Raw genomic sequence first — 3,552 nt, forward strand, 5'->3', positions numbered from 1 at the left:
CCACGGGCGCCAGTTCGATCCCCGCGCTGTCGCATGCGGTCATCGACGCGCTCACCGATGGCTGGCAAGGCATCGACCGGATCCGCATCGGAATCTTTCCGGGCAATCGCGCCCCGCGCGGCCTCGCGGTCGTGCAGGCGATCCTCTCCTATGTCGGACATCCCGTCCGCGTCTGGCGCGCCGCACGCTGGACCGATGTCCCCGGCTGGGGGATGCTGCACCGCTGGGCGGTTCCCGGCGTCGGCGCGCGCTGGGCCAGCGTGTGCGACACCCCCGAGCAGGATCTGCTCGTCCGGCGCTACCACCCGCGCGACAGCGCCGAATTCTTTGCGGGGATGGAATTATCCATCCTCCATCTCGGGCTCGCCATCCTCGCGCTTCCGGTCCGCCGGGGCTGGATCGCCAGCTTGCGCCCGGCATCGCGGCCATTGCTCGCCATCGCGAAATGGCTGTTGCCTTTCGGCAGCGACATCGGCGCGATGGACATCATCGTCCACGGCCACGATGCGCGGGGCCAAACCGTTGAAGCCCGCTGGACGCTCCGCGCCGATGGCAACCGCGGGCCCTATGTGCCGACGTTGGCCGCGCTCGCCATGTTGCGCCGGTTTCAGCAAGGCTTCGTTCCTCCGGCAGGCGCGCGGGCCTGTGCCGGTCTTCTGACGCTCTTCGAATCGGAAGGCGATTTCAAACGGCTGGGGATCGCCACCGATCGCAGCTGACGCGCGCTTCGTCGCATCGAATCCCCTTGCCCGACCCTTGCCGATGCTTACATATCGACGCACGATAATTTCCCACAAGAGAATGAGGATCGCCTTGCCATGTCCCGTAAAGCCCTGTCCGCGCCGCTTGCGCTGGTTGCCCTCGTCATGACCCCGGCGGCGGCACAGGCGGCCGAAGCCGCCGCGGCATCGGCCCCGGCACCGGCGCTTACTTATCCCGACACGGCGCGCGGCGACACGGTCGATCCACAATTCGGCGTCGATGTCGCCGATCCCTATCGCTGGCTCGAGGACGACGTTCGCGTCAATCCGAAGGTCGCCGACTGGGTCGCGGCGCAGAACAAGGTCACCGACACCTATCTCGAAACGCTCCCCGGCCGCGACAGCTTCAAGAAGCGGATGACCGAGCTTTACAATTACGAGCGCTTCGGGCTGCCGACCAAGGCCGGGAGCCGCTATTTCTATTCGCGCAACGACGGGCTCCAGCCGCAGTCGGTGCTTTATGTCCGCGAAGGGCTGAAGGGTGAAGGGCGCGTACTGATCGATCCCAATCTCTGGGCCAAGGACGGCGCGACGGCGCTCGGCGAGTGGAACCCGTCGGAGGATGGCAAGTACCTCCTCTATTCGGTGCAGGACGGCGGTACCGACTGGCGTGTCGTGCGGGTGATGGACGTCGCGACCGGGAGCGACCTTCCCGACATGATCCGTTGGGTCAAATTCTCGGCGCTCGACTGGGCGAAGGACGGCAGCGGCTTTTATTATTCGCGCTTCCCCGAGCCGGCCGAAGGCGCCGCCTTCCAGTCGCTCAACGAAAATCACAGCGTCTATTTCCACAAGCTCGGCACGCCGCAGAGCGCTGACGTGCTGATCCACGCGACCCCTGACAAGCCCAAGCTCAACAACAGCGCGATCGTTACCGACGACGGCAAATATCTGCTCGTCGTTTCGTCGGAAGGAACCGACGAACGCTATGGCCTGACGCTTCATCCGACCGACAAGCCGGGCGCAAAACCGATCGTGCTGGTCGATGATTATGCGAACAACTGGGAATATGTGACCAACGAGGGTTCGCGCTTCACCTTCGTCACCAACAAGGGTGCCCCGCGCGGCCGGCTGGTGTCGCTCGATATCAACAAGCCCGCCGCACTGACCCAGCTGGTCGGCGAGAATGAGGCGACACTGGTCGGCGCGTCGCGCGTCGGGGACCGCATCATCCTCTCCTACCTCGGCGATGCGAAGTCGGAAGCGCGGATGATCGCGCTCGACGGCAAACCGGTCGCCAACATCAACCTCGCCGATATCGGTTCGGCATCGGGTTTCGGCGGCAAGTCGAGCGATCCCGAAACCTTCTATGCCTTTTCGAGCTATGCGCGGCCGACGACGATCTATCGTTTCGACACCCGGACCGGAAAGAGCGAGATTTTCGCCGAGCCGAAGCTGACCTTCAAACCCGACGATTTCATGGTTGAGCAGCGTTTCTACAAGTCGAAGGACGGCACGGAGGTGCCGATGTTCGTCGTGATGAAAAAGGGCCTCGACCGCAGCAAGGGATCGCCGACGCTGCTCTACGGCTATGGCGGGTTCAATGTCTCGATGACCCCGGCCTTTTCGCCGACGCGGCTTGCGTGGGTCGACAAGGGCGGCGTGCTCGCGATCGCGAACCTGCGCGGCGGCGGTGAATATGGCAAGGCGTGGCACGACGCCGGCCGCCTCGACAAGAAACAGAATGTCTTCGACGACTTCATCGCCGCGGGCGAATATCTGATCGCCGAGGGGATTGCTGGCAAGGGCCAGGTCGCGATCGAGGGCGGGTCGAACGGCGGGCTGCTCGTCGGCGCGGTGACCAACCAGCGTCCCGACCTGTTCGCCGCGGCGCTGCCCGCGGTCGGCGTGATGGACATGCTGCGCTTCGACCGCTTCACCGCGGGACGCTATTGGGTCGACGATTATGGCTATCCGTCGAAGGAGGCCGATTTCCGGAACCTGCTTCGCTATTCGCCCTACCATAATATCAGGAACGGGACGGCCTATCCCGCGGTGCTGGTGACGACCGCCGATACCGACGACCGCGTCGTCCCGGGGCACAGCTTCAAATATACCGCGCAGCTCCAGCACGCCGAGGTCGGCGGCAAACCGCACCTGATCCGCATCGAAACGCGCGCGGGCCACGGGTCGGGCAAGCCGACCGACAAGATCATCGCCGAGGCCGCCGACAAATATGCCTTTGCGGCGAAGTGGACCGGGCTCGACGTCGAATAATGTCGTACGCACTTTCCTTCACCGCGACCGATCCGGCCGAACTGTGGGCCGAGGCAGGCGACGCCGCGGTGGCACTCGTCGCGGGCGAGCCCGACGGCATCGCCAATATGGCGAATGTCGCGGCGCTGATCTGGCAGGCGATCCCCGACCTCAACTGGGCCGGCTTCTACCGCTTCGACGGAGCCGAACTTGTCCTCGGCCCGTTCCAGGGCAAGGCCGCATGCATCCGCATTCCGCTCGACAAGGGCGTATGCGGCGCCGCGGCACGCCTGCGCGCCACGCAGCGCGTCGAGGATGTCCACGCTTTCCCGGGCCATATCGCATGCGACGCCGACAGCCGCAGCGAGCTGGTCGTGCCGGTGATTGCGAACGACCGGCTGGTGGGGGTGCTGGACCTCGACAGCCCGATCGCTTCGCGTTTTTCCGCGGCCGACCAGAGCGGCGCGGAGGCCCTGGTCGCGCGGATCGCGACTGCGCTCGCGGGGTAGAGGTCGCCGGTCTGCTTTGGGGCGGGGAGCTGACCCTTTGTGCACCCCGGCGAAAGCCGGGGCCCAGGGCGGTCACACACAGGTCC

3 protein-coding genes are annotated in these 3,552 nt (G+C 65.4%); all 3 read left to right on the top strand.

Annotated features, from left to right (window positions below; translation table 11 throughout):
- The coding region (locus VGD20_RS16500) for a hypothetical protein (protein WP_331135486.1) at positions 1–719 on the top strand (719 nt) is incomplete at its 5' end.
- A gap of 99 nt (positions 720–818) precedes the next feature.
- A complete protein-coding gene (locus VGD20_RS16505) occupies positions 819–2,978 on the top strand; it encodes a prolyl oligopeptidase family serine peptidase (RefSeq protein ID WP_331135487.1) in 2,160 nt (719 codons plus the stop codon).
- A complete protein-coding gene (locus tag VGD20_RS16510; protein ID WP_331135488.1) occupies positions 2,978–3,466 on the top strand; it encodes a GAF domain-containing protein in 489 nt (162 codons plus the stop codon). The genes VGD20_RS16505 and VGD20_RS16510 overlap by 1 nt, the downstream gene beginning before the upstream one ends.
- Positions 3,467–3,552: the final 86 nt, after the last annotated feature.

It is taken from the genome of Sphingopyxis sp., from assembly GCF_036402335.1.
Lineage (GTDB): Bacteria > Pseudomonadota > Alphaproteobacteria > Sphingomonadales > Sphingomonadaceae > Sphingopyxis.